This window comes from Acinetobacter sp. G18, from assembly GCF_052660225.1.
The window spans coordinates 3678633-3705592 of the sequence record NZ_CP109658.1 but is presented as its reverse complement, the minus strand read 5'-3'; the positions used below and the strand labels follow the sequence as shown (position 1 = coordinate 3705592).

Here is a 26960-nt window from a genome sequence, read left to right as displayed (position 1 = left end):
AATATTTATTTTATATTATATATTTACTAAATAGTCTTCAATTTTAATATCACGGTTTAAAATACCTATTTCGTCTCAAATAGTCTTAAGCTTACGCATACAACGAGCTTTAGAGAGTGCTGAAACTGTACTTTTCGGAGTTCTAAGCTGGAAAATGAGACAGGCAATGATATCAGGACACCCAAGTAAACACCCACTTTATATCCCTTATGCAGGCTATACACTTTTAGAGTTACCCCTTTTAAATAAAGGATCTGCTTTCACTCAAGAAGAAAGAAGTAACTTTAACTTACACGGGTTACTTCCACATATTATTGAAACTATTGAAGAGCAAAGCCAACGCTCTTATCAGCAATATTGCGCTTTTAATGATGATATAAATAAGCACATCTATTTACGCAATATCCAAGATACCAACGAAACTCTTTTTTATCACTTAATCGAAAATCATCTTGAAGAAATGATGCCGATTATTTACACCCCAACAGTGGGTGAGGCTTGCCAACGTTTTTCTGATATCTATCGCCGTCATCGTGGTATTTTTATTTCATATCCAGATCGTGATGTGATTGATGATATTTTACAAAACGTTAATAAAAACAATGTCAAAGTCATCGTGATTACTGATGGTGAGCGTATCTTGGGTCTTGGTGACCAAGGTATTGGTGGTATGGGTATTCCAATTGGGAAACTCTCACTTTATACCGCATGTGGTGGTATTAGTCCTGCTTACACATTGCCAATCACAATTGATGTAGGGACGAATAACCCTCAATTATTAAATGACCCGATTTATATGGGATGGCGTCAACCACGTATTAGTGGTGATGAATACTATGACTTTGTAGATATGGTGATTGAGGCCGTAAAACGTCGTTGGCCAAAAGCACTCATTCAATTTGAAGATTTCGCACAAAAAAATGCGATGCCATTATTAGAAAAATATCGCGACAAGATTTGTTGTTTTAACGATGATATTCAAGGAACAGCGGCGGTATCTGTCGGTAGTTTGATTGCTGCAAGCCGTGCAGCAGGTAAACAGTTAAAAGACCAAACAATTGCTTTCTTAGGTGCAGGTTCCGCTGGCTGTGGTATTGCAGAGCAAATCGTTGCACAAATGATTGCAGAAGGTTTAACCGATGCTGAAGCGCGTGCTCGCGTGTACATGGTAGACCGCTTTGGTTTGATCACTGAAAATCAGCCAAACCTATTAGACTTCCAACGTAAGTTAGCTCAAAAAGCTGAAGTGGTAGACCAATGGGGCAACATTGAAGAAGTGATTTCACTGCTTGATGTTGTCAAGAATGCTAAACCTACAGTTTTAATCGGTGTTTCTGGCCAACCAGGTCTATTCACTGAAGAAATTATTAAGACTATGGCTGCTAATTGTGAGCGACCAATTGTGATGCCGTTGTCTAACCCTACTTCACGTGTTGAAGCTGTACCGGCTGATATTGTGGAATGGACTGAAGGTAAAGCATTAATTGCAACGGGTAGTCCGTTTGCACCTGTAAATCATCATGGCAAACTTTACAATATTTCGCAGTGTAACAACTCATACATCTTCCCTGGTATTGGTTTGGGTGTAGTGGCATCAGGTGCTAAACGTGTTACAGAAAACATGCTTATGGCTTCAAGTAGTGCATTAGCAGACTGTTCACCATTGTTGAAAGATCCACAAGCTGACTTATTGCCACCTTTGGGCGAAATTCAACAAGTGTCTAAAGTGATTGCATTTGAAGTAGCAAAAGCTGCAATGGCAGATGGTGTGGCTGTAACCATTAGCGATGATTTACTTAAACAGAAGATTGAACAATCATTCTGGAAACCTGAATACCGTAAATATAAGCGTATTCCTTTCTAAAATATTAGACGTGTAAAAAAGGGAGTAAAGTACTCCCTTTTTTATTAACTTAATTTGGCTACAGAAGTTTTTAAAATCTTCTAAAAATAAAATAGATGATTCACTTTTAGAAAATATTACTAATCTAAAATCATAAGTTATTTGTAATTTTTGCTTTAGTTAATATTAGATATACTTGCTAGGTAATGGATTTAATTAAGATCAGTTTTTAAATAACACATAATTATGAGTACTTTTTCATGAAAAATATTTATATTTTAATTTTTATAGGCGCTTTAATGGCTTGTAGCGATAAAAGTCCAGATAAAGCTCAACATGATGCTAGTCATAAGTCAGATGTGGTGCGGGCGGATAAAAATCAATCAGGCTCTGCTGTAAGTGAAAAGAAAGAGAGTGTGGGTAAAGCAGTTAAAACAGCTGATCAAGTAGGGGAAATCTCTTGTTCAAATCCAAATATTGCGCGATGGTATGGTTTTAATGACAATATTATTGAGTCTAAATGTGAAGTCGTAAAAAACTTTCAACTGTCAGCTTATAAATGTGATATTTCTAAAAATGCCTTTGGTGAAAATAAAGATGCCATTTTTCTAGAAAATCAAGATAAACGAATTTTTGTTTATTCAACTTCTAAAGACTGTAATGAAGTGGTTGAAATAAGAAATGCGAATGGGCCTTAAGTTTATATTTAAGAGTGATTTTTATTAATTTATAAAGGTAAAGATAATATCTTTGTAAAATATCAAAGTCCTTGTTTTTTGGTTTTAAATAAAAAAGTAGCTACCGTGGTGATAGCTACTTTTTAAAAAACTTAATCCTCTAAAACTTCTTCTAATAATTCTTCACTTGGTGCAAAGTAGTATGCGCCGTCTAGTGGCGTTACAAAATGCAATAGGCGGTCATGAATGCCATCGCCACTTGTGCCAAACATACGCTTTAACATAGCATCAATAATGTTCAGGTCTTTAGTATAAGCAATGAAGAATAAGCCTTGATCACCTTTACCATCGCCATAAGGTAAGCTATGGCGTAAAATTTCCATTTCTTCGCCTTCATCATCTTCAACGACAGTACGAGCAACGTGAGCATTGTCTGGTTTAACGTCATCATCTAATTCAATAGATTCAAGTTTGGTACGTCCCATGACATTTTCTTGCGCATCGACTTTAAGTTTTTTCCATTTTTCCAAGTCATGTGCATAGCGCTGTGCAAATATGAAACTACCATCTGCAAATACTCCAGCACTTTCTGGAAGCAGAGCGGTTTCTGCGCGGTCGTCTGGAAATTGAGGATTTTCGGTACCATCTATAAAGCCAGTAATATCGCGACCATCGAAATAACGGAAGCAAACACGTTCATCCAGAACTTCAACTTTATCTTTAATACCTTCAAAAAATGCTTGGCTTAATGCAAAACAAATATCTGAACGCATACTGGCAATGTGAATAAGCACATCAGCTGGTACGACAGGCATATTGAATGCACCATTTTCTGGTTCAAGTTGTTTAAAGCCAGCAGGAGATTGACTGTAAAGCTGTTTCCAGAGTTCTGGACCAAAAGCGACTGCTGTTTTGATTTGCGCGTCTGAATGCTGAGTAATGAGACGGTCACGTGTTTCGAATAAAGCTTCGAGTTGTTCTTTTAATTCAGCAATTGTTAGATCTTTTAAGCGAAGAACAATAAAACGGGCATGATCAGATGGTAATGGCAAAATGACAGATTGAGCAGTCATTGGAAGGTATCTCCTCAATTATAATTTAGTATGAGCTTCAATTATTGTGCCTGATGCGAAGAGCTGTTAGTAGTCTATTTATTGATTTTATTGTTTGAATTATCGCCACGATAGTTTTATAAAACGGTATAATTCCACTTTTATTGTTTATTTCATTATGTCTTTGCAAATTTGGTTTGCTTATATGCTGGCCTGTTGGGTTATTAGTATTTCTCCTGGAGCGGGCGCGATTGCTTCTATGTCGAGTGGTCTAAACTATGGTTTTAGACATGGTTACTGGAATGCGATTGGTTTGCAAATTGCTTTGTTAATTCAAATCATGATTGTAGCGGCGGGCGTAGGCGTTTTATTCGCGACGACGCCGTTGGCTTTTCAGATGGTTAAATGGTTTGGGGTAGCTTATTTATTGTATTTAGCCTATTTGCAGTGGACTGCGCCTATAAAAGACATTGAAATTCAGCATGAAAAAAAGAATAAATCTATTTCAGCGCTGCTATTGAATGGCTTTGTGGTCAATATCAGTAACCCAAAAGCGATTGTATTTTTATTGGCGGTTTTGCCTCAGTTCTTAGATTTAAGCAAACCTCAATGGATACAATATCTGATTATGGCAGCTACTATGATTACCATTGATTTAATTGTAATGGCTGGATATACAGGGCTGGCATCAAAGGTTTTAAGATTACTTCGTTCACCTAAACAACAAAAATATTTAAATCGTGGTTTTGCTGTCATGTTTAGTTGCGCGGCGTTATTACTCAGTACAGTTCATCAAGCAGCCTGATTTAGGCTGCTTGAGTTTGGTTTTTGATTTTTTGAACCATGAAAATAAGAGCAAAACTCAAAGCCATACATAAAACAATACTGAGGCCAGTCGAGATATTTAGCGCTGCGCTTGACCATAGGCCGACACTGACACCAAGTTGAGCTAAAACAAAAGCCCAAATAACCATTTGCTTTGGTGAATGAGCGAGTAGTCGAGCGCTCAATGCTGGAATAACCAGTAAGGCACCCATTAAAAGTGAACCTACTGCTCGTAAAGCTAATACTGTAAATAAGGCTAGCAGTAACATAAAAATGAGACGCTGCCATTTTGCATTTACGCCTTCACTAATCGCAATGTCTGGATCAATGGCAATTTGAATTTGAGGTTGCCAAAAACGATAAAGAATTGCCAGTGATACGGCAATAATTAATGTGAAAACAGGTAAATCGTGCCAGTCGATACTGAGTAAATCACCGAATAAATAACTTAAAAGCTCTGGTCTTAAACTTGGAACATGTTGAATAAATAGAAGACCACTACATAGTAATGTTGCGGAGCATAAAGCTAGTAGAGCATCGTTTGGCAAACGATTGTCATGCAGTGCCCATAAAATAGCGACTAATAAAATGGCAGTACCTGCCACGCCAAGCCACAAAGGAAGGCTTAAAGCACCAGCAATTGCTACCCCAAGTAAGGTTCCATGTGCCATGGTGTCTGCAAAAAAAGACATACGTCTCCATAGCATGAGACAACCAAGTGGTGCGGTCAAAAAGACCAATAGGGTTCCCATAATCCATGCGGGCAACAATAATTGTAACCATTCCATCATGGCTTAAGCTTCCGGTTCTGGGTGAATGTGAGGTCGACTATTGTGAGGGCAGGGGTGTGCTGCATCACCATGCGCACAGTGGTCATGATGGTGTTGATAAAAAACTCGCTGGGTACCAAATATTGCCTGATACTCAGGATGCTGTTGAATATTTTCAGGTAAACCGCTGCAGCATATATGTTTATTTAAACAAACAACTCTATGCGTCCCTTGCATAACCCACTGTAAATCGTGGGAAACAATTAAAATGGCACATCCATAACGCTCCGGCAGACTACGCACATACTCATAAAGCTCAGCTTCAGATTGAATATCTAGACCTTGCATCGGTTCATCAAGAACGAGGATATCTGGCTTTCTAAGTAAAGCACGTGCAAGCAGCACACGTTGGCGCTCTCCACCAGAAAGCTGCTGTACTTTTGATTGTTGTAGCTTTGCAATGCCAGTGTCTTGAATAATTTCTTGGCGAAGGGCAGGGCTACATTTTTCAAGATCTAATAAATCTTGAACACGTAAAGGAAGACTATGAGAAGGGTTAAACTTTTGAGGGACATAAGCCATTTTTAGTTTTTTGTCGCTTATGACACGTCCGCTACTTGGTTTTAAAATTCCAAGTAGAACTTTAATTAAAGTCGACTTACCCGCACCATTTGGACCAATTAAGGTCACAATTTCATTTTGATGCAGATCAAAATCGACTTTTTTTAATATATCCCGATCATCACGGTGAACAGAAACCTGTTCAAGTTGAATCAATACAGGATTTAGCGAGCTGTGCGGCACTGCTGGCATTTCCCCGAAATTTCAATAATGCTGTGTTGTGCTGTGAAATCATCTAAAGCTGCAAGTTGGTCGAGTTGTTGAGTCAGACCTTGTGAAGATGCTTCTTTAACAGTGTGACATTCGGTGCAAATTAAGAATGCAGCTTGATGTCCTTCGCGTGGATGACAGCATGGAATATAAGCATTAATAGATGTTAAGCGATGAATTAGACCTTTTTCTAATAAGAAGTCTAAAGTTCTATAAACAGTAGGAGGAGCGGCAGGACGATCAGTTTGACTTTTAATACGTGCTAATAAGTCATACGCACCCATTGGACCTGAAGCATTTAAAATGAGTTCAAGAACTTCTTTACGTAAAGGCGTAAGACGTGCACCAACCGCAGAACATAAAGTTTCTGCTTCAGCTAAACGACTTGCGACATTATGGTGATCATGCACACCATGCAAAGAATCATGATGTTCATGCTTGCAAGAACTCATAGACATAACCTCAAATTTTTAATGGAATATTAGCATGAAGCGATGCTTCATTCGATTAATCTTAGGTATTTTTGTAACTTTGTTATATTATAACATGCTTCGAGCTATTACTAATTGATGGTCTGTCATGTTCCGCGTTTTTGTTTTCAGTATGTTCTCTCTAATGAGTACGCTAGGTTGGAGTCAGGGTTTGGTTGTCTCTACACATCCAATCTATTTGATTGCAAAAGAAATTACTAAAGGCGTTGAAGAGCCTCAGTTATTGCTACAAGGGCAAAGTGGGCATGACGTACAACTCACCCCAGCACATCGTAAAGCAATCAATGATGCTTCTTTGGTGATTTGGTTAGGAAAAGCTCATGAAGCTCCTTTAAACAAATTGCTGAGTAACAATAAGAAAGCAATTTCTTTATTAGACAGTGGTATTCTTACTATTTTGCCACAGCGTAATACGCGTGGCGTGGCGTTACCAAATACTGTAGATACACATGTCTGGTTAGAACCAAACAATGCAGTACGGATTGGCTTTTTTATTGCGGCTTTGCGTTCGCAGCAGCATCCTGAAAGTAAAGCGAAATATTGGAATAATGCTAATGCATTTGCTCGGAATATGTTGCAGGCAGCTCAAGCTTACGATAGCTCAAGTAATGGTAAACCTTATTGGTCTTATCATGATGCTTATCAGTATTTGGAACGCTCGCTTAATTTAAAGTTTGCCGGTGCTTTAACGGATGACCCGCATGTTGCGCCTACAGCGGCTCAAATTAAGTATCTTAATGATAATCGACCAAAACCTCAGATGTGTTTACTTGCAGAAAGTTTCACAACAAAAGGTCAATATCAGAAACTGGGCAGTATTACCTTCCAACCCGTTGATGAAAGTATGAATAATGAGGACGATTTTGTAACAGCATGGAAGAAACTGGCTATAAAAACCGATAAATGCGTATTAAATACGCAAAAGTAAGATAAAAAGTAAACAAAGGCTGACTGTAGCGTCAGCACCACCTGTCACGAAAAACCCCGACTAAAGTCGGGAAAAGATTGCATGTTCAGGGGTGTAACTCTATAATGCCTGCGATTAAAAGCGATCATCAGCTAAACTTGTCAAGCATTTATGCTGTGAGTGGATAAATAATGAGCCAAACTAGTCGCTTGATTGACCGACGATTAGCAAAAGCTTTGGTCTTCTTACAAGCATGCATGATCCCTGTTTCCGCACTTGTGGCGTGGAGCATAAAAGACATGACAGCAGCATTAAGTGCGGCACTTGGTGCATTGGTCTGCTGGCTTGCTACCAGTTATTTTGCGTGGCAATCCTTCAGAACAGCAGGTGCGAGAGCATCGAAACAAGTGCTGTCTAACATGTATAGGGGCATGTTAGGCAAATTTGCAATCATGATCGTTGGATTTATTTTGATTTTGAGCAATGTTAAACCTTTATCACCGTTAGCATTGCTGTTTGGTTTTATCCTCGTTCAAATGATGTCGTGGGTTGCTCCTTTTTGGGTTTCACGTCTACAAAAACGAGTATAGAAACAAGAAGAATTGAAGATTTTTTGGAGGGTGGCGAGATATCGACAGTACGCCGATGTTCGTTTCCCTTCTTTTTAGTAATTGACATTGACCAGGTGTGATTTATGGCTGCTGAAGAACATGCCCTCACTTCGACAGAGTATATCAAGCATCACTTGACCAATATGACCTATGGCAAAATGCCAGATGGTACATGGAAATTGGCTGAGACTGCTGAAGAAGCTCATTCGATGGGGTTCACTGCAATTCACTTGGATTCAATGGGTTGGTCAATTGGCCTTGGTGTGATTTTCTGTTTGTTATTTTGGATGGTTGCGAAAACTGCGAAAGCTGGTGTTCCAACAAAATTCCAATCTGCAATTGAAATGATCATTGAGTTTGTTGACTCAAGTGTCCGTGATACTTTTCATGGCAAATCACGTTTAATCGCTCCACTTGCACTCACTATTTTCGTGTGGATTTTCCTCATGAACTTAATGGACTTGATCCCAGTTGACTGGATTCCTCAAGTAGCTGCATTTATTGGTGCTAACGTATTTGGTATGAACCCTCACCACGTTTACTTCAAGATCGTTCCATCTACAGATCCAAACATTACCCTTGGTATGTCTTTATCTGTATTTGTACTTATCTTGTTCTACAGCATCCGCGAGAAGGGTGTTGGCGGTTTCGTAGGCGAGTTGGCACTTAACCCATTTAACCCAAGTAATCCAGTTGCAAAAGCGTTGCTTATTCCAGTGAACTTGATTTTGGAATTGGTAACATTCCTTGCTCGTCCTATTTCATTGGCTCTCCGACTGTTCGGTAACATGTATGCCGGTGAGTTAATCTTTATCCTGATTGCATTATTGCCGTTTTGGATTCAATGGGCGTTATCTGTGCCTTGGGCGATCTTCCACATTCTTGTAATCACGTTGCAGGCATTCATCTTTATGATGCTTACCATCGTTTACTTGAGCATGGCAAGCGAAAAACATTAATGGTATTGCCTAACTATCAAATGATGGTTGGGCTGAATTTTTTTAATTTAATTTGGTAATAACCTAACCTCTGAGGAATTTTTCATGGAACTCACTTTAGGTCTAGTTGCAATTGCATCTGCTATCTTGATCGCTTTCGGTGCTTTGGGTACTGCGATTGGTTTTGGTCTTTTGGGTGGTCGCTTTTTAGAAGCTGTAGCTCGTCAACCAGAATTAGCTCCACAACTTCAAACTCGTATGTTCTTAATCGCGGGTCTTCTTGATGCTGTGCCTATGATCGGTGTTGGTATTGGCTTGTTCTTCATCTTCGCTAATCCATTTGTAGGTTAATCAGCTTAATTCCTAAATCCACTATTTGAGGAATTGCAATGAATATCAACCTCACATTGATTGGTCAAGCGATTGCGTTTGCGTTTTTTGTCGCATTCTGCATGAAGTTTGTTTGGCCACCACTAATCAATGCGATTAGTGAGCGTCAGCGTAAAATCGCTGATGGCTTAAATGCAGCAGAAAAAGCGAAAGCTGACCTTGCCGATGCACAAGCGCAAGTGAAGCAAGAACTTGATGCAGCTAAAGCACAAGCGGCTCAATTGATCGAACAAGCGAACCGTCGTGCAGCGCAATTGATCGAAGAAGCTCGTACTCAAGCTGCGGCTGAAGGTGAGCGTATTCGTCAACAAGCTAAAGAAGTTGTTGATCAAGAGATCAATTCTGCTCGCGAAGAATTACGTCAACAAGTAGCTGCCTTGGCAGTAACTGGTGCAGAAAAGATCCTGAACCAACAAGTTGATGCAGAAGCTCATAACGCCATGCTGTCTCAGCTGGCTGCTAAACTTTAAGCGAGGCGAATTATGGCTGAACTCTTGACGTTGGCACGTCCGTATGCCAAAGCAGCATTTGCTTATGCTTCTGAGCAAGGTGCAACAGACAATTGGTCGAATGCGTTACAAGTGCTCAGTGCTGCGGTGCAAGACGAAGCATTTTCCGCTTATTTAAATCGCCCTGAACTTACTCCTGCGGAGCAAGTGAAGCTTTTTGCTAAAGTTTTAGGTGAAGATCAATCTCAAGCAGTGTCTAACTTTTTGACACTTCTTGCAGATAACGATCGATTAGTGTTGTTACCTGAAATTGCAGCAGAATATGAACAGCTTAAATCACAGAATAACAATACGGTTGATGTCGTGATTGAATCGGCGTTTCCGTTAACTTCTGTTCAGGAACAATTGCTTGCACATGCGTTAGAAAAACGTTTCAAGGCAGCAGTTAATGTTTCTGTAGAAGTTAATCCTGCTTTGATTGCAGGTGTGGTTATTCGTGCAGGCGATCAAGTGATAGATGATTCTGCGCTTAACAAGCTTGAAAAAATGCGTACTCGTCTTCTTGCATAATGCAAATGATGAAGACTGAACTAATAAAAGATTGAGGAATAGCGCAATGCAACAACTGAATCCATCCGAGATCAGTGCGCTCATTAAACAGCGTATCGGAGATCTGGACACCAGCGCGACCGCTAAAAACGAAGGTACCATTGTTATGGTATCCGACGGTATCGTGCGTATTCACGGTCTTGCTGATGCAATGTACGGTGAAATGATCGAATTCGACGGCGGCTTATTTGGTATGGCACTGAACCTAGAACAGGATTCAGTGGGTGCCGTTGTTTTAGGTAACTACCTAAGCCTTCAAGAAGGTCAAAAAGCTCGTTGTACAGGTCGTGTTTTAGAAGTTCCAGTTGGTCCTGAACTTCTTGGCCGTGTAGTAGATGCTTTGGGTAACCCGATTGATGGTAAAGGCCCAATTGATGCAAAATTAACTGATGCTGTTGAAAAAGTAGCACCAGGCGTAATTTGGCGTCAATCTGTAGACGAGCCTGTTCAAACTGGTTATAAATCAGTTGATACCATGATTCCTGTGGGTCGTGGTCAGCGTGAGTTGATTATTGGTGACCGTCAAACTGGTAAAACAGCAATGGCGATCGATGCGATCATCGCTCAGAAAAACTCTGGCATTAAATGTGTATACGTTGCGATTGGTCAAAAACAATCAACAATTGCAAACGTTGTACGTAAGCTAGAAGAAACTGGCGCTATGGCGTATACAACTGTTGTCGCTGCTGCGGCTGCTGATCCTGCTGCAATGCAGTATTTAGCTCCGTACTCTGGCTGTACAATGGGTGAATACTTCCGTGACCGCGGTGAAGACGCTCTTATCATTTATGATGATTTGTCTAAGCAAGCTGTTGCTTACCGTCAAATTTCATTGCTTTTACGTCGTCCACCAGGTCGTGAAGCGTATCCGGGTGACGTATTCTATCTTCACTCACGTCTTCTTGAACGTGCTTCACGTGTATCTGCTGACTACGTTGAGAAATTCACTAATGGCGCAGTAACTGGTCAAACTGGTTCTTTAACTGCATTGCCAATTATTGAAACTCAAGCGGGTGACGTATCTGCATTCGTACCAACGAACGTAATTTCGATTACTGACGGTCAGATCTTCTTAGAAACATCATTATTCAACGCAGGTATCCGTCCTGCTGTGAACGCGGGTATCTCTGTATCTCGTGTTGGTGGTTCTGCTCAAACTAAGATCATCAAAAAATTGTCTGGTGGTATCCGTACCGCTTTAGCACAATACCGTGAATTGGCTGCGTTTGCTCAGTTCGCTTCTGACCTTGATGAAGCAACTCGTAAGCAACTTGAACATGGTCAACGTGTAACTGAGTTAATGAAGCAAAAACAATATGCTCCTTACTCAATTGCTGACCAAGCTGTTTCTGTTTATGCATCTAACGAAGGCTATATGGCTGACGTAGAAGTTAAGAAAATCGTAGACTTTGATGCTGCGTTAATTGCTTACTTCCGTTCTGAATATGCTCCGTTGATGAAACAAATCGATGAAACTGGTGATTACAACAAAGACATCGAAGCAGCAATCAAAGCAGGTATTGAAAGCTTTAAAGCGACTCAAACTTACTAAGTTCAGTTTTAGTTAAGTTTGGTTCACGGATCAACCTTCGGAAGCTCGAAAGGGCTTTCGAATACTAGGTTAAGCGTATGGCAAATTTAAAAGAAATTCGCGCCAAAGTAGCTAGTATCAAGAGCACGCAAAAGATTACTCGCGCGATGCAAATGGTAGCTGCTTCTAAAATGCGTCGTGCGCAAGAGCGCATGGCTCAGGGCCGTCCGTATGCCGATAATATGCGCCGTGTAATTGCTCACTTGGTACAAGCAAACCCTGAATACAAACACCGTTATATGGTTGACCGCCCAGTTAAGCGTGTTGGCTATATCGTAGTGTCTTCAGATCGTGGTTTGGCAGGTGGCTTGAACATTAACTTGTTCAAGAAAGTTGTGCAGCATGTCAAAGCACAACAACAGCAGTCAATTGAAGTTGAATTTGCTTTAATTGGTCAAAAAGCGGTTTCGTTTTTTAAGAATTACGGCGGTAAAGTGCTTGGTGCAACTACCCAACTTGGCGATGCGCCGAGTTTGGAACAGTTAACTGGCTCAGTGCAGGTTATGCTTGATGCATTTGATAAAGGCGAATTAGATCGTATCTACCTCGTATCAAATGGCTTCGTTAATGCAATGACTCAGCAGCCTAAAGTAGAACAACTTGTTCCTTTAGCACCAGCAGAAGAAGGCGATGATCTCAACCGTACTTATGGTTGGGACTATATCTACGAACCAGAAGCAGAAGAATTGTTAAATGGTTTGTTGGTTCGCTATATCGAGTCTATGGTTTATCAAGGTGTGATTGAGAACGTTGCATGTGAGCAGTCAGCTCGTATGGTCGCGATGAAAGCAGCGACAGACAACGCAGGACAACTGATTAAAGACCTACAACTCATTTACAACAAGCTGCGTCAAGCCGCGATTACTCAGGAAATTTCCGAGATCGTTGGCGGTGCCGCTGCCGTTTAACATTATTAAGTTTGAATTGAGGAGACAGCAATGAGTAGCGGTCGTATCATTCAGATCATCGGCGCGGTTATCGACGTCGAGTTTGAGCGCACAAGCGTTCCTAAGATCTATGACGCTCTCCAAGTTGACGGTACTGAAACTACTTTAGAAGTTCAGCAACAACTTGGTGATGGTGTTGTTCGTACCATCGCAATGGGTTCTACAGAAGGTCTTAAACGTGGCCTTAATGTAACTAGCACAAACGCACCGATCTCTGTTCCAGTGGGTCCAGCTACGCTTGGCCGTATCATGGACGTTTTGGGTCGTCCTATCGATGAAGCAGGTCCTGTTGCGACTGAAGAACGTTTGCCGATTCACCGTCAAGCACCTTCTTATGCTGAACAAGCAGCTTCTACTGACCTTTTAGAAACTGGTATTAAAGTAATTGACTTACTTTGCCCGTTTGCAAAAGGTGGTAAAGTTGGTTTATTCGGTGGTGCGGGTGTTGGTAAAACCGTTAACATGATGGAATTGATCAACAACATCGCAAAAGCACACTCAGGTTTATCTGTGTTTGCTGGTGTTGGTGAGCGTACTCGTGAAGGTAACGACTTCTATCACGAAATGAAAGATTCTAACGTTCTTGACAAAGTAGCAATGGTCTACGGTCAGATGAACGAGCCACCAGGTAACCGTTTACGCGTAGCGTTAACTGGTTTGACTATGGCTGAATACTTCCGTGATCAAAAAGACGAAAATGGTAAAGGTCGTGACGTATTATTATTCGTCGACAACATCTACCGTTATACACTTGCGGGTACTGAAGTATCAGCATTGTTAGGTCGTATGCCATCTGCGGTAGGTTACCAACCTACACTTGCAGAAGAAATGGGTGTTCTTCAAGAGCGTATTACATCTACTAAATCTGGTTCGATCACATCGATCCAAGCAGTATATGTACCTGCCGATGACTTAACAGACCCATCGCCTGCAACTACATTTGCTCACTTAGATGCAACAGTAGTATTGAGCCGTGACATCGCATCTTCTGGTATTTACCCAGCGATCGATCCACTTGACTCAACTTCACGTCAGTTAGACCCATTAGTTGTTGGTCAAGAGCACTATGAAATTGCGCGCGCAGTACAAAACGTATTGCAACGCTATAAAGAGCTTAAAGACATCATTGCAATCTTGGGTATGGATGAATTGGCAGAAGAAGATAAATTGGTTGTTTACCGTGCGCGTAAAATCCAACGTTTCTTCTCTCAACCATTCCACGTAGCTGAAGTATTTACTGGTGCTCCTGGTAAATTAGTACCACTTAAAGAAACGATTCGTGGCTTTAAAGGTCTATTAGCTGGTGAATACGATCACATCCCAGAACAAGCGTTCTATATGGTTGGTGGTATTGACGAAGTGATTGCTAAAGCTGAGAAACTCTAATTTAAGGAGATCATCTCATGGCGACTATGCAATGTGATATCGTAAGTGTTAAAGAGTCTATTTACTCTGGCGCAGTATCGATGTTAATCGCGAAAGGTGCAGGTGGTGAGCTTGGTATTTTGCCAGGACACGCTCCACTTGTTACTTTGCTTCAACCGGGCCCGATTCGTGTTCAGTTGGAAAATGGTACAGAAGAAATCGTCTATGTATCTGGCGGTGTTTTAGAAGTTCAACCTCATGTTGTAACGGTTCTTGCAGATACTGCTATCCGTGCTGACAATTTGGATGAAGCAGCAATTTTAGAAGCACGTAAAAATGCTGAACAATTGCTTGCAAACCAAAAGAGTGATTTGGACTCAGCTGCTGCTTTAGCATCTCTTTCAGAGATTGCAGGTCAGCTTGAAACAATCCGTAAAATCAAAAACCGCGCTCAATAAGACGCGGTTTGAGATTGAAAAAGCCACCTTACGGTGGCTTTTTTTATTGCTAAAAAGAAAATTAAGAATCAGTTTTTGAATCTGATTTGTCATCTCCTGCCACAATTAGTGCAGCAAGTTTGACCATATCCATTTGGATTGTATTGAGCTGTTTCTCAATTTGGTCGAAATCGATTTGTTCTAATTTTCCATTTAATAAAGGCATGCTTAAAACTTGTTGATTTGCTTGTAATAAGTTTTGACGAATATTTTCAACTTCCTGACTTTTAATATCTAAACTAAGTAGTGCTTGATTTAAGCCTTTTAACTGCTGTTTTAGTGTCGTTACAGTTGTTTTTAGCTCTTGCTGATCTTTATCTTGAATGGCTTGCTCAACATCAAGTTGAGTGTCCTTAAGCTTTTCAATATAGTCACCGGCTTTGAGCTGTAAGTTAGCAGCATCTCGAACAATATAAAAAACATTCCCATTTTTTAATTCATTTTTATTATTTTTAGGCAGAGTTTCTTCTTGAGAATTATCAGTTTGATCTAGTGTTTGTTCAGTAGCTTGAGCAGAGTCTTGATCTTTTGCACGATCTTGTGCCTGATCACATCCAAGTAATAGCATACCTGAAGCAAAAATCACAAAAGGAAGAAATGCACCTTGTAAAACTTTTTTCATAACTACAAACAATACCAACTAAAGCAAGTGCGTACTATATGCATAAAATATGTAGAAATAAGGTATTGTTGCAAATGAACAACATTCTGACCAGACAATAAAAAAGAGTGCTACAGCACTCTTTTTTATTAAATCGCTATAAAAATTATTTAGCGAGTTCTGCTTCAACTGCTTTTACAATTTGTTCGTCGTCTGCTGTTAAGTTCGGTGCAAAACGAGCAACAACTTCACCATTTTTATTCACTAAGAATTTTTCAAAGTTCCATAAAACTTCTGGTGCTGGGTTAGTTGGAATACCTAGGCCTTCTAAACGCTCGCGGAAAGGACCTTCACCAACGCGTTCTGGTTGAGCTGTTGTGAGTGCTTGATAAAGCGGGTGTTTATCTTCACCTGCTACAGAAATTTTAGAGAAAAGTGGGAAATGAACATCGTAGTTTAATGAACAGAATTGTTGAATTTCTTCATCTGAACCAGGTTCTTGTTCTTTAAAGTTGTTTGCAGGAAAACCTAAGATTTCAAGACCTTGATCTTTCTTTGCTTGATAAAGCTTTTCTAAGCCTTCGTATTGTGGAGTTAAACCACATTTAGATGCTGTGTTTACGATTAATAAAACCTTACCTTTATATTGGTCAAGGTCAACCGCTTCGCCTGAAATGGATTTTACTGGAATGTGATATACAGATTGAGTCATGAGTCTTTCCTAAAGATTGTAATTGATATTAAGTAACGCATTTGTTTTAACTGCTATTCTTGAGGAGTGCAATAATATTCGTGTTCAAAAAATAAAAAGAGAAGAAAAAACTGTCTGCGATCTAATTGTTTCTGATTTGAACAGGTGTTTGGCCTGTATACCTTTTAAAAAATTCAATAAAACTAGAACTATGCTGATAACCTAAATCGTATGCTAAACGTTTAATCGACATGCCTTGTCGAATTTGATGAATGGCGTAAACAATTTTGGCCCGATTACGCCATTCTGATAGTGAAAGTTGTAACTCTTGTTGGCTTAGACGCAATAAATGACGATCACTGACTGAAAAATTCTGAAGTAACTGCTGTAAAGATTGATTGAAAAATAATGGGTCTGAAAGTTTTTCCAAAATTGGTAGTAAAACTGGATGACGTGTTTGGGGTAAGTAATGAGAATATGCTGTGGCTTGTTGTAACTGATCAAATAGAACTTGCAAAAGATGTTCTAAATATTCAGGTTTTCCATTTTGTTTTTGCTGTTCCACAATTTGTAAAACGAGGATTCGAAAGAAAGGCTGAATACTAAAGCATTTACAGACATTACCTAAAATAGAACAGAGGCTAGGGTGTAGTCGAATACAGATATAGTGAATTTCATGATCGATATGAGTAGATTGATGGACCGTTTGAGGTGGAATCCAAAGTCCATAGCTTGGAGGAGATAAGTAGATTTGTTCTTCTACCTGTATTTCCAAAATACCATTCAAACTGAAATTAAAATCTCCCCAAAGTGAAGCATGAGGACGAACAATATCTTCTTTTTCATATAGAAACTCATGAACTTCTATATGGTTCAATAAGGAAAATTGTTGGCCCTCATTTTTCATCTATTTACTCTAAGTAATATTTAATTTTCACAAGTTACTTTAGGATTATTTAAGCCTTTGGCAAAGGTAAATGTACTAATTAATGCTAAAGCAACGAAGCTTAATACACCATAAATTAAAGTATTTTCATTGAAATGATCAACTACATAACCACCTAATAATGAACCTGTAGCAATCATGACTTGGAACATGCCAACAAAAAGCGGCATACCTTTTTCTACGGCATGAGGTGCATGTACAAACATCCAAATATTGGCAGAGGTAGGGAAAGCACCAAATGCGAAGCCCCATAATGCAGTAAGGACGATTGCACCAAATTCATGAATAGCAAAGATAGGGAAGCCGAAAAACACGATTGCAAAACATGTTCCAACGAAGGCTAGAGTGTAACGGACATTTAAGTTGCCGCTATATCCTGCAAACGCGTTTCCAAAGATACCAGCAATTCCGTAAAGCAATAATAATGAACTAATAGTTGTACCGTTGAATCCTGCAATATTCTTAAAGAAAGGTGCTAAATAGCTATAAGCACAGAAGTGAGCAAGACCAATTAATAAAACAATCAACATGCCACTGCGTGCTTTAGGTGTGCGCAATAACGCAGGTAAATCACGAATATGAATTGCTGAGTCTGGTATAAGTTTAGGTAGGAAAATCAGTTGAAGTACGAGTACAACAAGACCGATCGCAGCGGTAATACCAAATGCACTACGCCAGCCATAAAACTCACTTAACCAAGTTCCAATTGGTACCCCTAATACAGTCGCAAAGGTTACACCAGCCATAACTACGGCAGTGGCTTTAGCAATAGGCAAATGTGCAGGTGCGAGCTTACCGCTTAATGCAATAGCTGTGGCCCAAAAGCCACCGATTGAGATACCTAAAATTAAGCGGCTCAGTAATAAAACATGGAAGTTTTCTGCAAAAGCAGTAATGGTATTGGCAATGACCATAATTGCAGTGAGTAAAATAAGCACATAACGACGGTCAAGTTGTTTGACTGAAACAGGTAATAGCGGAGCTGCAATCGCTGCCATAATGCCAGGGACAGTAATAATAAGACCAGCTGTACCTACAGAAATATGCAAATCAGCCGCAACGCTATTTAAAACACCGACTGGTAAAAATTCACTTGTTACTAATGCAAATGCTGCAATGGCAACGGCCAGAATGGCAAACCAGCTCCCTTGAGTGGAGGTCGTGGGTCGCGCTTTAGAAGTAGTAGATTGTTCCATAAGAAATCCTGACTTGGCTAAATTCAAAGTGAAGAAAGACAAATTTTTAATTAACTAACGATCATTATGAAAATAAAATAGTTGATAAAAAATCGAACGTCAATTAATTTAATAACGATTGTTATAAAAATAGATGTGATCTTTATGACAAATAGGCATGAAACAGATCTTGTTGTTAATGAAGAAACGCTGAAAAAGAAGCGTGGACGCCCTAAATGCTTTGATGAGCAGCAAGTGTTAGAGAAGTCAATGTTACTTTTTTGGGAACATGGCTATGAAGCAACGTCGATTAGTGACTTAACGCAGGCTTTAGAAATTACAGCACCAAGCTTATACAGTACTTTTGGTGATAAGGCAGGCCTGTTTTATAAGAGTATTGATTACTACTTAGCTCATGAAGCATGTCCTATAGAAACAATTTTTTTAGAAGCCAAAACAGCAAAAATTGCTTTTGAATTATATCTTTATGACAATGTAAAAAGATTGGTTCAACCTAATAAGCCAGCTGGTTGTATGTTGGTAGTGGCAGCTATGAATTGTTCTGATGCAACGCAAGACGTACAGCAAAATTTATTAGATAAGAGAATAAAGACCAAAGAAAAGTTATTAAAACGTCTAGAACAGGGTGTAGAACAGGGTGACTTAGCTGCCGATGCACCTCTTCAAGAAATGACAGATTTCTATGCCACAGTTATTCAAGGGCTGACGATTCAAGCGAGAGATGGCGCGAGTACCGAGCAACTACACAAAGTGGTAGAGCATGCTATGAAAGCTTGGGCATTATTTTAAAAAAATTAGTAATGTCCTAAGTTCAATATCAATGTCGGAAATGCGATATTTCAATTTATTAAGACATTCTCCAAAATAAAATCTCTTTTGTAGAGGGTGTATTACTATGAGTCAGGTCATGAAATATCACAAATGGGCATTTATTTTCCCCATTTTGGCAGTATTGATTTGGTCTTTAAATATTGTAGTCACTCGATACGTCTCGGATTATATCTCTCCGGTGAGCATTAGTTTTTATCGATGGCTAATTGCTTTTATCATTTTGACTCCATTTATGATTGTGTCAGTTTGGAGACAGAGACAGTTAGTAAAACCATATTTGCCTAAGCTTGCTGTGCTAAGTGCATTTGGAATGGTGCTCTATCAAGGTCTTGCTTACACAGCAGCTCACTATACCACTGCAACTAATATGGGGATTGTGAACGCATTCATTCCAATCTTTACTATTTTTGTTTCTCTTGCGATTTTAAAAGATGTGCCTAATCGATTTGCAGTTTTTGGCAGTATTTTATCTTTCGCAGGTTTGCTATATGTCATGTCCCAAGGAGATATTCATAAGCTGTTAAGTGGTGGTGGACATCTTGGTGATGCATTAATGATTATTGCCGTGTTCTTCTACGCATTTTATGGAGTCTTCCTTAAAAAATGGCAGCTTCCGCTTCCAATCATGACAAGCTTATATGTGCAGATTGGGTTTTCTGTGATATTTCATCTGCCTTTAATTTTCTGGTTTGGTCTTGATGGCTTGAATGCAGCAAATGCGCCAAGTGCAATTTATGCTGGAGTATTTGCCTCTTTAATTGCGCCATTAGTTTGGATGCTGGCCGTACAACAACTTGGCCCAAATAGAACCAGCATCTTCATGAACTTGGTTCCTGTCTTTACGGCAGTCATTGCAAGCGTTTGGTTATCTGAACAGTGGACCATTTACCATACCTTAGGTGGCATCGTGATCTTAATTGGTATCATTATGGCTCAAAAAAAGGTCAGTGTTAAAAAACCAGACTTAATCCAAGAGCAAAACTAAAGTCATTAAAAAAACTATGGCGTATTTTAGAAAAAACTGATGAAAATATGCCATTTTTTTCTTAGTTAAAGTTTTTCTATATGATTTATAAATAGATTATAAAAACAAGTTGAAATATAAATATTAAAAAAGACGAGTAAAAATATTAATATAATTTTAACTTATAAGCGAAAAAATCTAAATTCCCTACACTTTTCATGCTTTTTTTAGAGAAATTATATATTTCTCTACTATAGTCTCTTACCACATAATAGCGTCCACTACGAAAGACGCTATTTTAAGCAATTTTTCTTTCGTTCCAGAGATATCCAAACCCTCTGGATGCGGTATATACCCATCCTTTTTTATGCTCAGTTATCCCTATATAACTGAGCTTTTTTTTGTCTACAATTAAGGACGAATGACTTCACCAGTTAAGGCATTAATGATTCGGCTTGGTTGCTGACTTTGCCCTAAGTCACCATTGAGATAGTTTAATTGTGAACCAAAGTATTGGCAGGCATCTTGTAGTGAATGAGCAGGTTCTTGTCCACTAGGATTGGCACTCGTCGACACAATAAAACCATGAAAAGCGTTGCACAATGCCACACATAAAGGATGTGTTGTTACTCGTACAGCTACAAGGGGATGTTCGCCCTTAATCCATGAAGGTATATGTTGATCAGCTGGCAATAACCAAGTCGTAGCTCTTTCTGATGGTTGATGATTAGACCAGCAGTCAATAATCTCTTGTTGAGTCGTTTGCGGTAAAGAAGTCAGCAAATGCTCGACTTGATTAATGTGGCCAGCTAATAAAATGACGCCTTTTTCGATAGGACGCTGCTTCAATTCAAGAATTTTTTGAAAAGCTTGCTCATTAAACGGGTCACAGCCTAGTCCCCAGACTGCCTCAGTTGGATATGCCAAAACTTGACCTTGTTGTAAACATTCGGCTGCTTCGGTCACTGAGGTCGTAATCATGGTAACACTTTCCTTTCAATCAAACAGAGTCGTTATTGTGCGCTCTAATATTAAGAACGACAACGTAAATACAATCCTGATTGTTGCATACATAAACCGATTAGTTCTAGTTCCATCAGTGATGAGGTGAGTTCAGAAACAGGTTGTGAATGATGCAAAACAAGCTGGTCAATATTTTGGCCTACCCAGTCTAAAGACTGATAAAGATTAATCAAATGCTCTGGAATTTCTGGGGTGCAAGAAACGATTGCCTCCTCTGTTGAGTTTTGTTGGCTCTGCCATTGGGTGGGTAGGGCGAGGTCTTCAATAATTTGTTCAGGGTGATCGACTAAAATTGCACCTTCACGAATAAGTTGATGGCAACCTTGATGAAATTCACTGTAAATATGACCGGGAATGGCAAATACGATTTTGCCTTGCTCAGCTGCTTTATTGGCAGTAATGAGGGAGCCACTTTTTAAAGTCGCTTCTACAACTAATACGCCTAAACTCAGACCGCTAACAATTCGGTTTCTACGTGGAAAATGCTGCTGTAGTGGTGGTGTTCCCGGTAAAAACTCACTAATGATGGCGCCGTTCTGAGCCAGAATATGTTCTGCCAATTTTTTATTTTGAGCTGGATAGGTACTGTCTAAACCTGTACCTGTCACTGCTATCGTACGTTGATGAACAGATGCACCTTGATGAGCTGCTTCATCAATGCCGTATGCCAAGCCGCTACTTACATAAAAACCCTTTTCACTTAAATAATAGGCAAAATCATAAGCCACCTGACGACCATGTGGGCTAGGTTTTCGGCTACCGACAATCGCAATTTGCGGTTGTAATAATGCTTGTGCCTGACCTTTTCCAAAAATAACAGGTGGATGATCTGTATAAGGGAGTAATTGAGTTGGATAGCCAGCATCATCTGGTGTCAAAATAAAATCAGTATGCTGCTGAACTTGTTGTATAAGTCGTTCAAACTCGGTTTGACCTTGCGCCGTTTGAAACTCATTTAGACGCTTTAAGTGATTGGCATGTAAGCCAAGAGATTGCCACTTTGCTAAACCATCAGGTTGAGTGGCTTTTTCACAGTCTCCAAAATAATCAATAATTTTTTTAAAGCTAACTAACGAGTGTTGCACCAAATACCACACTTTAAGTGTGTGGTAATGGTGTGAAGAAAGTTGGGTAAGCATTGTAAATGGTACATCCAGCACTAATCAGTAAAACGAGGTGGCTGAATGCTTGAACCGACTTTAATTGGTAAGCTGCTTTCAAGAACATAAGCATAGCTCAGCTGATCAAAAGTTCTAAAGACCATTAAACTACCAATTTGTTGACCAGGTAGCTGAATTGGTTCTTTTGTTTTTGGATCGCGAATGGTCTCGCCTTGTTGATCAATATCAAAAACTTGACCAACCTGAACACCTTGTGCTGTACCGCGGTCTAAAGTCACGACACTATTTTTTGCAGCTCTACCAATTGATCCCATGACGCGAATAATTTTGCCGCCATCAGTCACTTGCTTAGCATCTACGGGGTAAAATAATGTTGGTAAATTAGCTTGTTCTTCAGGCATAACACGATCGCCACGACGGACTTCACCATCATAGCTATCGGTAAGTTCCAATGTGGTAATGTCTTTTTCAGTAGACATCGCAACACCAGAAGCAACCTGTGACAGCTCTATGCCTAAGCTATGCTTTTTACCTTTACTGTCTGTGAAATAGTAAGGTTCGCCTTCGCGATAAACAGCATAGCGCTGACCTTCAACTAGACCTTTTCCTCTTGCATAAATAGTTTGGCCTTTTCCTGCAAGTACACGTTGATCTGCTGTCCCAACAATGTAAGGTGTGTTGGCAATTGAATCGGCTGGTAAAATAGTACTGTGCTCTAACCACTGTTTAATATGTTCAAGTGGAATAACCGGTACACTGTTATTTAATGCTTCGACACGAACTTGTGGTTGCAAGTTTGTGGTTTGGCCTGTGTAACGACGAATAATACCTACACAGCCATCTCCTTCATCTTTACCTACCAATGGTCGTCCATCTAAGCTACACAGTAGTAATCTGTCACCTGGATAAATCCAGTGCGGATTTTTCACATGTTGATTGCTTGCCCAGATTTCAGGCCAACGCCATGGTTTATTTAGAAAATGACCGGAAATATCCCATAAGGTATCTCCACGTTTTACAACATACACATTGGGTGCATTGCTTTTAAGAGAAGGCGGATTATGATTCGGACTGGCAGCATGAACCTCTGCTACCGTACCAAATGCAACTCCTGTACAGAGTGCTAAAGCAAGTAAATGCTTTTTTATCCCCAAAGCATGAAATTGAACCATGCCGTCAAAAACCTTTTTCATTATGATAATTCCTAAAAATTATGCGTGCAGATGCGTTATAATAGGCGGCTAACACACAATTTTTCGATGAAGTATTTCCTTCATTTGGTTTTTTAATCAATGGCATAAGTGAGGACGTCAGTATGGCCTTATTACCTATTTTAAGTTTTCCTGATCCCCGTCTTCGTACCATTGCTAAGCCTGTTGAAGAAGTTACTGATGAAATTCGTCAACTTGCAGCAGATATGCTTGAAACCATGTATGCGGCACCAGGTATTGGTTTAGCAGCTTCTCAGGTCGATCGTCATATTCAGCTTATCGTCATAGATTTGTCTGAATCTAAAGATGAACCTTTGGTTTTCATTAACCCCAAAATAACTCCACTGACTGAAGAGACGCAGCCGTACGAAGAAGGCTGTCTATCAGTGCCACAAATATACGACAAAGTTGATCGCCCGTCACGTGTGAAAATCGAGGCAATTAACCTTGAAGGTCAAGCATTTGAGATAGAAGCTGACGGACTTCTCGCTGTTTGTATCCAACATGAAATGGATCACTTAAAAGGCAAATTGTTTGTGGACTATTTGTCGCCACTTAAACGTCAGCGCGCACGCGAAAAAGTCGAAAAGATTGTTCGTCAACGCGAGCGTGAAAAAGTTGCGGTGAAACGTTAAAAGTTTTTTCAAACATTATAGTGTGGATGTGATTTTTGGTTTTTCGTAGTGGTCTGTTGCTCGCATGTGCAGCAGTGTTTTTACAGATTGCGGTATTTCTACAGCCGCTATTACCGAAGCAATATCAAATTGCTCCGGTCTGTGAAACTATTACCCGCGCTTTGCTTAAACCCAAGGCACAGATGGAAACCATGTCACATACCATGCATATGCATCATGAGCGTCATATCGAGCAGGCACAATTACCTGAACATCATGACCACCATGATGCAAATCACCAGTGTCAATATTGTACCGTCTACGCCAATCTGGTTTTACCTCCCGAATTTGGCGTAAAAGAGGTACTCGTTCGTATACAAGTTCGCTTAGTCGCCTATCAACAAGCATTTCGACATGTTTATTTTGCACTACAGCGACTCTTCTTACTCCCGCAAGGGCGTGCACCGCCTCTATTTGCATAAATAAAAGCAGTTTTTTGTTGGGGTCTTTATTGACTTCGATATCACTTTATTTATGTTTTAGAGCGTATAAAAAATGCCACATTCTAAATTCTTATTACAGCCTTTATGGGTTGCGATGCTTGCTGTCTCTCATTCGGGTTTCGCTTTTGCCGATTCAGAAAAAAATGATGCCGATTCAAAATCGCTTCATTCATTGGCACCTATTGTTGTTACAGCACAGCAAGGAAACGATGCAAATGGTCTGATTGTACATGCAGACCCGAAACAGCCAATTCAGCCAGTACCTGCCACAGATGGGGCAGACTATCTACAAAGTATTATGGGTTTTAACTCAATACAAAGTGGTGGAACAAATGGTGATGTGACATTCCGAGGCATGTTTGGTTCACGCATCAAAATTTTGACAGATGGAACGGAAAATCTGGGTGCATGTCCAAACCGTATGGATGCTCCAACTTCTTATATCTCTCCAGAAAGTTATGACCGTATTTCTGTCATTAAAGGTCCGCAAACTGTTCAATATGCCAATACAGGTTCGGCAGCTACTGTGCTTTTTGAACGTCAGCCTGAAAAGCTCACCTCTGAAAAACCTTATCGTGGACAAGTGAGTGTCCTGCTAGGTTCATATGGACGTATTGACCATAATGTTGAAGCGGCAATTGGCGATGAAAAAAAATATATTCGTTTAAATGCCAACCGTTCAGAGTCTAATAGTTATCAAGACGGTGATGGAAATACCGTACCTTCAGCATGGAAAAAGTGGAATGCTGATGTAGCACTTGGCTTTACTCCAGATGAAAACACGTGGATTGAACTCACAGGTGGGAAATCGGATGGTGAATCGCTTTATGCTGGACGTTCAATGGACGGATCTCAATTTGCTCGAGAAAGCTTAGGTCTGCGGTTCGAAAAGAAAAATATCACTGATGTCATTAAGAAAATTGAAGGGCAGGTGAACTACAGCTATAACGACCATATTATGGATAACTTTAGCTTACGTACTCCGCCATTAGTTGAAATGAATCATGGTGGTATGACCATGCTTATGCCAAACGCGATGGCAATGGAAGTGACACGCCGTACACTAAACTCACGCTTAGCCATGACCTCTGAATGGAATAAGTGGAGCCTGATTACAGGTGTCGATTCTCAGTTTAATAAGCATGGCGGTAGCATGTCATCGCCGAATATGCCTTCTATGAATGTTCCATATCGTCAAGATATGCGTTTTCAATCATACGGTGCTTTTGGTGAACTTGGCTATCAATGGAACGATCTCAATAAACTAGTTACAGGTGTGCGTTTAGATCGAGTCACAGTTGAAGATGAACGTGCCGACTCTAAAGCACAAGGCTTTAATACAAAGCTTGAAAAGACGTTACCGAGTGCATTCGTCCGTTGGGAAAATCAACATCCTGAGCATGACCTAAAAAGCTATATCGGTTTAGGTTATGTAGAGCGTATGCCTGATTATTGGGAGCTTTTCTCCCCTAAACATGGTAACGCTGGCTCAACCAATACCTTTAACGGTGTCAACCCTGAGAAAACATTGCAGTTGGATCTAGGCTTCCAGCAACAACATGGAGCTTTAAATACATGGGCTTCAGCTTATGCAGGTTTAGTAGATGACTACATCTTAATGAGTTACCACCATCACCCAAGTATGGGAATGGGTGGGCATGATATGAGCAATGATATTACTGCGGGTGCCAAAAATGTTGACGCGACTATTGCTGGTGCAGAGGCGGGTATTGGATACCAATTTACTGACCATATTCAAGCAGATTTGAGTGCGATGTATGCATGGGGTAAAAACACTACAGATGACAAGCCGCTACCTCAAATTTCACCTTTAGAAGGTCGCCTAAATATTCGCTATGTAGCTGACAAGTATAACTTGGGTCTGTTGTGGCGAGCGGTTGCTGAGCAAAACCGTGTGAGTCTACATCAAGGTAATATCGTGGGATATGATCTAAAACCAAGTAAAGGTTTCTCAACACTTTCTTTGAACGGAAGTTATAACCTTCGTAAAGATATTGATGTCTCTGTCGGCATCGATAACGTATTAGATAAGACCTACACAGAACACTTAAATAAAGCGGGTAGTGCAGGCTTTGGATTTGCGAGCGAAGAGCAGTTCAATAATATCGGAAGAAATTATTGGGTTCGTATGAGCATGAAGTTTTAATCAGCTTAATGAATTAAATAAACTGAAAGAATTAATTTAAAGAGAGAAATGAAATGACAAATAAACTATCGCCAGAACAATCTTGGTGGGGATGGAAGTTACTTATTGTAGCCTCTATCTTAGCCTTACTATTTATGCTTATTTTTTATTGGGCAATTAACAATGAACCAGACTATATGCCAAGTCAAAATAACAAGCAGATGATGGAGTCACATGAGCAAATGAATCACGCTGAAATGCACAGTTCATCAGCTCAATAGACTCCTTAATATTTAAAAATGGAAGTCCGGATAACGGGC

Annotated in this window: 30 protein-coding genes; 19 read left to right on the top strand and 11 right to left on the bottom strand. The window is 39.9% G+C overall.

Annotated elements, in window-relative coordinates; translation table 11 throughout:
- Positions 1 to 166: 166 nt before the first annotated feature.
- Together NE363_RS17550 and NE363_RS17545 are read left to right on the top strand one after the other, a co-directional pair.
- Positions 167 to 1864, top strand: coding sequence for an NAD-dependent malic enzyme (locus NE363_RS17550; RefSeq protein WP_086496021.1), 1698 nt, complete (start codon positions 167 to 169; stop codon positions 1862 to 1864).
- Between the two features lie 239 nt (positions 1865 to 2103).
- Positions 2104 to 2541 carry a hypothetical protein gene (locus tag NE363_RS17545; protein ID WP_240288404.1) on the top strand — a complete coding sequence of 146 codons (438 nt, stop codon included), beginning with the start codon at positions 2104 to 2106 and terminating at the stop codon, positions 2539 to 2541.
- Between the two features lie 131 nt (positions 2542 to 2672).
- Here the strand turns inward: NE363_RS17545 and NE363_RS17540 are convergent, their stop codons facing one another.
- Positions 2673 to 3593 (bottom strand): Dyp-type peroxidase, encoded by a 921-nt coding sequence (locus NE363_RS17540; protein ID WP_039252912.1) that lies wholly within the window; start codon positions 3591 to 3593, stop codon positions 2673 to 2675.
- Between the two features lie 157 nt (positions 3594 to 3750).
- Here NE363_RS17540 and NE363_RS17535 point away from each other — a divergent pair, with 157 nt between their 5' ends.
- Complete coding sequence (locus NE363_RS17535) at positions 3751 to 4377, top strand: LysE family transporter (RefSeq protein WP_004705944.1); 627 nt, start codon at positions 3751 to 3753, stop codon at positions 4375 to 4377.
- A 1-nt stretch (position 4378) separates the two neighbouring features.
- On the opposite strand, the gene znuB is transcribed toward NE363_RS17535, so the two are convergent.
- The 3 genes from znuB to NE363_RS17520 are packed head-to-tail and all read right to left on the bottom strand — an operon-like array spanning position 4379 to position 6450.
- Positions 4379 to 5188, bottom strand: a complete 810-nt coding sequence (gene znuB, locus NE363_RS17530) for a zinc ABC transporter permease subunit ZnuB (protein ID WP_151685300.1) — start codon at positions 5186 to 5188, stop codon at positions 4379 to 4381.
- Between the two features lie 3 nt (positions 5189 to 5191).
- Complete coding sequence (znuC, locus tag NE363_RS17525; protein WP_004705942.1) at positions 5192 to 5980, bottom strand: zinc ABC transporter ATP-binding protein ZnuC; 789 nt, start codon at positions 5978 to 5980, stop codon at positions 5192 to 5194.
- A complete protein-coding gene (locus tag NE363_RS17520) occupies positions 5953 to 6450 on the bottom strand; it encodes a transcriptional repressor (protein WP_348884915.1) in 498 nt (165 codons plus the stop codon). The genes znuC and NE363_RS17520 overlap by 28 nt, the downstream gene beginning before the upstream one ends.
- A gap of 127 nt (positions 6451 to 6577) precedes the next feature.
- On the opposite strand from NE363_RS17520, the gene NE363_RS17515 reads away from it, so the two are divergent.
- The 10 genes from NE363_RS17515 to NE363_RS17470 all read left to right on the top strand — a co-directional run bounded on the left by NE363_RS17515 (position 6578) and on the right by NE363_RS17470 (position 14754).
- Positions 6578 to 7417, top strand: a complete 840-nt coding sequence (locus NE363_RS17515) for a metal ABC transporter solute-binding protein, Zn/Mn family (RefSeq protein ID WP_288421777.1) — start codon at positions 6578 to 6580, stop codon at positions 7415 to 7417.
- Positions 7418 to 7587: 170 nt separating this feature from the next.
- Positions 7588 to 7986, top strand: coding sequence for an ATP synthase subunit I (locus tag NE363_RS17510; RefSeq protein WP_004705940.1), 399 nt, complete (start codon positions 7588 to 7590; stop codon positions 7984 to 7986).
- Positions 7987 to 8090: 104 nt separating this feature from the next.
- Positions 8091 to 8966, top strand: a complete 876-nt coding sequence (gene atpB, locus NE363_RS17505) for a F0F1 ATP synthase subunit A (RefSeq protein WP_004705939.1) — start codon at positions 8091 to 8093, stop codon at positions 8964 to 8966.
- Between the two features lie 84 nt (positions 8967 to 9050).
- Positions 9051 to 9296, top strand: coding sequence for a F0F1 ATP synthase subunit C (atpE, locus tag NE363_RS17500; RefSeq protein WP_000424060.1), 246 nt, complete (start codon positions 9051 to 9053; stop codon positions 9294 to 9296).
- A gap of 38 nt (positions 9297 to 9334) precedes the next feature.
- Positions 9335 to 9805, top strand: coding sequence for a F0F1 ATP synthase subunit B (locus tag NE363_RS17495; protein WP_002054137.1), 471 nt, complete (start codon positions 9335 to 9337; stop codon positions 9803 to 9805).
- 12 nt (positions 9806 to 9817) lie between these two features.
- Positions 9818 to 10354: a F0F1 ATP synthase subunit delta gene (locus NE363_RS17490; RefSeq protein WP_004705938.1), complete on the top strand. Its 537-nt coding sequence runs from the start codon at positions 9818 to 9820 to the stop codon at positions 10352 to 10354.
- A 46-nt stretch (positions 10355 to 10400) separates the two neighbouring features.
- Positions 10401 to 11945, top strand: a complete 1545-nt coding sequence (gene atpA / locus NE363_RS17485) for a F0F1 ATP synthase subunit alpha (RefSeq protein ID WP_004705937.1) — start codon at positions 10401 to 10403, stop codon at positions 11943 to 11945.
- A gap of 77 nt (positions 11946 to 12022) precedes the next feature.
- Complete coding sequence (atpG, locus tag NE363_RS17480; protein ID WP_002114131.1) at positions 12023 to 12892, top strand: F0F1 ATP synthase subunit gamma; 870 nt, start codon at positions 12023 to 12025, stop codon at positions 12890 to 12892.
- 30 nt (positions 12893 to 12922) lie between these two features.
- A complete protein-coding gene (gene atpD, locus NE363_RS17475; RefSeq protein ID WP_004705936.1) occupies positions 12923 to 14317 on the top strand; it encodes a F0F1 ATP synthase subunit beta in 1395 nt (464 codons plus the stop codon).
- A 17-nt stretch (positions 14318 to 14334) separates the two neighbouring features.
- Positions 14335 to 14754 (top strand): F0F1 ATP synthase subunit epsilon, encoded by a 420-nt coding sequence (locus NE363_RS17470; RefSeq protein ID WP_004705935.1) that lies wholly within the window; start codon positions 14335 to 14337, stop codon positions 14752 to 14754.
- 61 nt (positions 14755 to 14815) lie between these two features.
- On the opposite strand, the gene NE363_RS17465 is transcribed toward NE363_RS17470, so the two are convergent.
- From NE363_RS17465 to NE363_RS17450, 4 genes are all read right to left on the bottom strand, one after another.
- Positions 14816 to 15415: a hypothetical protein gene (locus NE363_RS17465; RefSeq protein ID WP_004705934.1), complete on the bottom strand. Its 600-nt coding sequence runs from the start codon at positions 15413 to 15415 to the stop codon at positions 14816 to 14818.
- 145 nt (positions 15416 to 15560) lie between these two features.
- Positions 15561 to 16106: a glutathione peroxidase gene (locus NE363_RS17460; protein ID WP_191103146.1), complete on the bottom strand. Its 546-nt coding sequence runs from the start codon at positions 16104 to 16106 to the stop codon at positions 15561 to 15563.
- A gap of 121 nt (positions 16107 to 16227) precedes the next feature.
- A complete protein-coding gene (locus tag NE363_RS17455) occupies positions 16228 to 16992 on the bottom strand; it encodes an AraC family transcriptional regulator (protein WP_288421645.1) in 765 nt (254 codons plus the stop codon).
- Positions 16993 to 17012: 20 nt separating this feature from the next.
- Positions 17013 to 18227 (bottom strand): MFS transporter, encoded by a 1215-nt coding sequence (locus tag NE363_RS17450; protein ID WP_039252932.1) that lies wholly within the window; start codon positions 18225 to 18227, stop codon positions 17013 to 17015.
- Positions 18228 to 18362: 135 nt separating this feature from the next.
- Between NE363_RS17450 and NE363_RS17445 the strand changes: the two genes are divergently transcribed.
- Complete coding sequence (locus tag NE363_RS17445; protein WP_077164355.1) at positions 18363 to 19016, top strand: TetR/AcrR family transcriptional regulator; 654 nt, start codon at positions 18363 to 18365, stop codon at positions 19014 to 19016.
- A gap of 106 nt (positions 19017 to 19122) precedes the next feature.
- Entirely contained in the window at positions 19123 to 20043 is a 921-nt protein-coding gene (locus NE363_RS17440) for a DMT family transporter (protein WP_004705929.1), read from the top strand.
- Between the two features lie 390 nt (positions 20044 to 20433).
- On the opposite strand, the gene NE363_RS17435 is transcribed toward NE363_RS17440, so the two are convergent.
- From NE363_RS17435 to NE363_RS17425, 3 genes are read right to left on the bottom strand one after another with little or no spacing between them, the layout of a single operon-like run.
- Entirely contained in the window at positions 20434 to 21003 is a 570-nt protein-coding gene (locus NE363_RS17435) for an L-threonylcarbamoyladenylate synthase (RefSeq protein WP_348884919.1), read from the bottom strand.
- A gap of 50 nt (positions 21004 to 21053) precedes the next feature.
- A complete protein-coding gene (gene dprA / locus NE363_RS17430; RefSeq protein ID WP_445535536.1) occupies positions 21054 to 22184 on the bottom strand; it encodes a DNA-processing protein DprA in 1131 nt (376 codons plus the stop codon).
- A gap of 20 nt (positions 22185 to 22204) precedes the next feature.
- Positions 22205 to 23359, bottom strand: a complete 1155-nt coding sequence (locus NE363_RS17425) for a LysM peptidoglycan-binding domain-containing protein (RefSeq protein ID WP_019458005.1) — start codon at positions 23357 to 23359, stop codon at positions 22205 to 22207.
- A gap of 122 nt (positions 23360 to 23481) precedes the next feature.
- Between NE363_RS17425 and def the strand changes: the two genes are divergently transcribed.
- The 4 genes from def to NE363_RS17405 all read left to right on the top strand — a co-directional run bounded on the left by def (position 23482) and on the right by NE363_RS17405 (position 26921).
- Positions 23482 to 24012 (top strand): peptide deformylase, encoded by a 531-nt coding sequence (gene def / locus NE363_RS17420; RefSeq protein WP_004705924.1) that lies wholly within the window; start codon positions 23482 to 23484, stop codon positions 24010 to 24012.
- Positions 24013 to 24047: 35 nt separating this feature from the next.
- Positions 24048 to 24473 (top strand): DUF2946 family protein, encoded by a 426-nt coding sequence (locus NE363_RS17415; RefSeq protein ID WP_004705923.1) that lies wholly within the window; start codon positions 24048 to 24050, stop codon positions 24471 to 24473.
- Positions 24474 to 24546: 73 nt separating this feature from the next.
- Positions 24547 to 26661, top strand: coding sequence for a TonB-dependent copper receptor (locus NE363_RS17410; RefSeq protein WP_445535535.1), 2115 nt, complete (start codon positions 24547 to 24549; stop codon positions 26659 to 26661).
- A 53-nt stretch (positions 26662 to 26714) separates the two neighbouring features.
- The gene (locus tag NE363_RS17405) at positions 26715 to 26921 is read left to right on the top strand and encodes an NADH-quinone oxidoreductase subunit J (RefSeq protein ID WP_019458007.1); all 207 of its coding nucleotides are present in this window, start codon (positions 26715 to 26717) and stop codon (positions 26919 to 26921) included.
- The last annotated feature ends 39 nt before the right edge of the window (positions 26922 to 26960 follow it).

Coding starts and splice junctions, on each gene's coding strand:
- NE363_RS17550 (WP_086496021.1), top strand. CDS start 167: ATGATATCAGGACACCCAAGTAAACACCCACTTTATATCCCTTATGCA.
- NE363_RS17545 (WP_240288404.1), top strand. CDS start 2,104: ATGAAAAATATTTATATTTTAATTTTTATAGGCGCTTTAATGGCTTGT.
- NE363_RS17540 (WP_039252912.1), bottom strand. CDS start 3,593: ATGACTGCTCAATCTGTCATTTTGCCATTACCATCTGATCATGCCCGT.
- NE363_RS17535 (WP_004705944.1), top strand. CDS start 3,751: ATGTCTTTGCAAATTTGGTTTGCTTATATGCTGGCCTGTTGGGTTATT.
- znuB (WP_151685300.1), bottom strand. CDS start 5,188: ATGATGGAATGGTTACAATTATTGTTGCCCGCATGGATTATGGGAACC.
- znuC (WP_004705942.1), bottom strand. CDS start 5,980: ATGCCAGCAGTGCCGCACAGCTCGCTAAATCCTGTATTGATTCAACTT.
- NE363_RS17520 (WP_348884915.1), bottom strand. CDS start 6,450: ATGAGTTCTTGCAAGCATGAACATCATGATTCTTTGCATGGTGTGCAT.
- NE363_RS17515 (WP_288421777.1), top strand. CDS start 6,578: ATGTTCCGCGTTTTTGTTTTCAGTATGTTCTCTCTAATGAGTACGCTA.
- NE363_RS17510 (WP_004705940.1), top strand. CDS start 7,588: ATGAGCCAAACTAGTCGCTTGATTGACCGACGATTAGCAAAAGCTTTG.
- atpB (WP_004705939.1), top strand. CDS start 8,091: ATGGCTGCTGAAGAACATGCCCTCACTTCGACAGAGTATATCAAGCAT.
- atpE (WP_000424060.1), top strand. CDS start 9,051: ATGGAACTCACTTTAGGTCTAGTTGCAATTGCATCTGCTATCTTGATC.
- NE363_RS17495 (WP_002054137.1), top strand. CDS start 9,335: ATGAATATCAACCTCACATTGATTGGTCAAGCGATTGCGTTTGCGTTT.
- NE363_RS17490 (WP_004705938.1), top strand. CDS start 9,818: ATGGCTGAACTCTTGACGTTGGCACGTCCGTATGCCAAAGCAGCATTT.
- atpA (WP_004705937.1), top strand. CDS start 10,401: ATGCAACAACTGAATCCATCCGAGATCAGTGCGCTCATTAAACAGCGT.
- atpG (WP_002114131.1), top strand. CDS start 12,023: ATGGCAAATTTAAAAGAAATTCGCGCCAAAGTAGCTAGTATCAAGAGC.
- atpD (WP_004705936.1), top strand. CDS start 12,923: ATGAGTAGCGGTCGTATCATTCAGATCATCGGCGCGGTTATCGACGTC.
- NE363_RS17470 (WP_004705935.1), top strand. CDS start 14,335: ATGGCGACTATGCAATGTGATATCGTAAGTGTTAAAGAGTCTATTTAC.
- NE363_RS17465 (WP_004705934.1), bottom strand. CDS start 15,415: ATGAAAAAAGTTTTACAAGGTGCATTTCTTCCTTTTGTGATTTTTGCT.
- NE363_RS17460 (WP_191103146.1), bottom strand. CDS start 16,106: ATGACTCAATCTGTATATCACATTCCAGTAAAATCCATTTCAGGCGAA.
- NE363_RS17455 (WP_288421645.1), bottom strand. CDS start 16,992: ATGAAAAATGAGGGCCAACAATTTTCCTTATTGAACCATATAGAAGTT.
- NE363_RS17450 (WP_039252932.1), bottom strand. CDS start 18,227: ATGGAACAATCTACTACTTCTAAAGCGCGACCCACGACCTCCACTCAA.
- NE363_RS17440 (WP_004705929.1), top strand. CDS start 19,123: ATGAGTCAGGTCATGAAATATCACAAATGGGCATTTATTTTCCCCATT.
- NE363_RS17435 (WP_348884919.1), bottom strand. CDS start 21,003: ATGATTACGACCTCAGTGACCGAAGCAGCCGAATGTTTACAACAAGGT.
- dprA (WP_445535536.1), bottom strand. CDS start 22,184: ATGCTTACCCAACTTTCTTCACACCATTACCACACACTTAAAGTGTGG.
- NE363_RS17425 (WP_019458005.1), bottom strand. CDS start 23,359: ATGAAAAAGGTTTTTGACGGCATGGTTCAATTTCATGCTTTGGGGATA.
- def (WP_004705924.1), top strand. CDS start 23,482: ATGGCCTTATTACCTATTTTAAGTTTTCCTGATCCCCGTCTTCGTACC.
- NE363_RS17410 (WP_445535535.1), top strand. CDS start 24,547: ATGCCACATTCTAAATTCTTATTACAGCCTTTATGGGTTGCGATGCTT.
- NE363_RS17405 (WP_019458007.1), top strand. CDS start 26,715: ATGACAAATAAACTATCGCCAGAACAATCTTGGTGGGGATGGAAGTTA.